Source organism: Roseivivax isoporae LMG 25204 (genome assembly GCF_000521865.1).
Taxonomy (GTDB): domain Bacteria; phylum Pseudomonadota; class Alphaproteobacteria; order Rhodobacterales; family Rhodobacteraceae; genus Roseivivax; species Roseivivax isoporae.
In genome coordinates, this window is sequence record NZ_JAME01000111.1 from 1 (window position 1) to 1,582 (window position 1,582).

Below are 1,582 nucleotides of genomic sequence, written 5' to 3' on the forward strand. Positions count from 1 at the left end.
CGCCATCCTGATCGCGACCTACAACGAGGAACTCGAGGTGCTCGAGCGCACGATCGTCGGCGCCCGGTCGCTGCGGCACCCCGAGAAGGAGATCATCGTCCTCGACGACGGGCGGCGCGACTGGCTGCGCGAGTACTGCGCGCGGCAGGGCGTGGGCTACATGATCCGGCCCGACAACAAGGATTCGAAGGCCGGCAACATCAACCACGCGCTGGCCCGGCTGAACGAGCGGGCCGAGCCGCCCGATTTCGTCGCGGTGCTCGACGCCGATTTCGTGCCGCACCGGGGATTCGTGTCGCGCACGCTCGCGCTCTTCCACGATCCGACGGTCGGGCTCGTGCAGACGCCGCAGCACTTCTTCAACGCCGACCCGATCCAGCACAATCTCGGGCTCTCGCGCTCCTATCCCGACGAGCAGCGGTTCTTCTTCGACCACCTGCAGCCCTCGCGCGACGGCTGGGGGCTCGCCATCTGCTGCGGCACCTCGTCGATGATGCGGCTCTCCGCGCTGAACGACCTCGGCGGCTTTCCCACCGAGAGCGTGACCGAGGACTTCATGCTGACGATCGCGCTGCAGACCCGCGGCTGGAAGACCGTGTACCTCAACGAGCCGCTCACCGAGGGGCTCGCACCCGAAGGGCTCAAGGAATACGTCACCCAGCGCGCGCGCTGGTGCCTCGGGCTCATGCAGATCATCCGCTCGTCACTCGGGCCGCTGTCACGCGCGAACCTGCGCCTGCGCGATCGCTGGAGCCTTCTCGATTCGCTGTTCTACTGGCTCACGACCTACATCTTCCGCGTGGCGGCGATCGTCTATCCGCTGCTCTACTGGTACTTCAACGTGACCGTGGTGGACGCGGAGCTGCCGGACGTGCTGGCCATCTTCGGCACCTACTATGTCTGGACGGTCGCGGCGCTGAACCTCTCGACCAAGGGCATGATCGTGCCCATCATCCACGACGTGAGCCACCTGATCGGCGCCATTCCCATCGCGCGCGCGGCGGTGACGGGGCTGCTGCGGCCCAAAGGACACCCGTTCTCGGTGACCGCGAAGGGCGGCGACCGCAGCCGCGTGGTCGTCCAGTGGCGCATGATGGCGCCGTTCCTGCTGCTGTTCCTGCTGACCCTCGGCGGGCTCCTCATCGGGATCGTGTCCGACAGCTACGCCTTCAACGACGCGGGCGACGGCAAGTGGGTCGTGCTGTTCTGGACGCTCTACAACCTCGTCGTGCTCTTCATCACCATGGTCGCCTGCGTCGAGCTTCCACGCCGCGAGCGCCACGTCACGGACGCGCCCGAGCGCGCGATCTTCGTGGCCGACGGCAAGCCGCGCGGGCTCTGGATCACCTCGCTGACCGCCGACACCGTGCGCCTGCGCGGCCACGTCTACGCGACGGGCACGCGCGGCACGCTGCGCCTGCGCGACGTGGGCGACGTCGAGGCCTACGTGATCGCGTCGACCAAGGACGGCGCGCGGCTCCACATCCTGCCCACCAATGCCGAGCGCGAGGCGCTGTTCCTGCGCTTCTACGCGGCCGACGACGCGACGCCGGGCGTGGCGCGGGTGCGGACGGGTGCGCTC

General features: G+C 68.4%; 1 protein-coding gene. It reads left to right on the forward strand.

Translation table 11 applies throughout. From position 1 onward, the window contains the following. Positions 1 to 1,582, forward strand: a 1,582-nt coding sequence (locus RISW2_RS22820) for a glycosyltransferase family 2 protein (RefSeq protein ID WP_043775714.1), incomplete at both ends; no start/stop codon positions are given.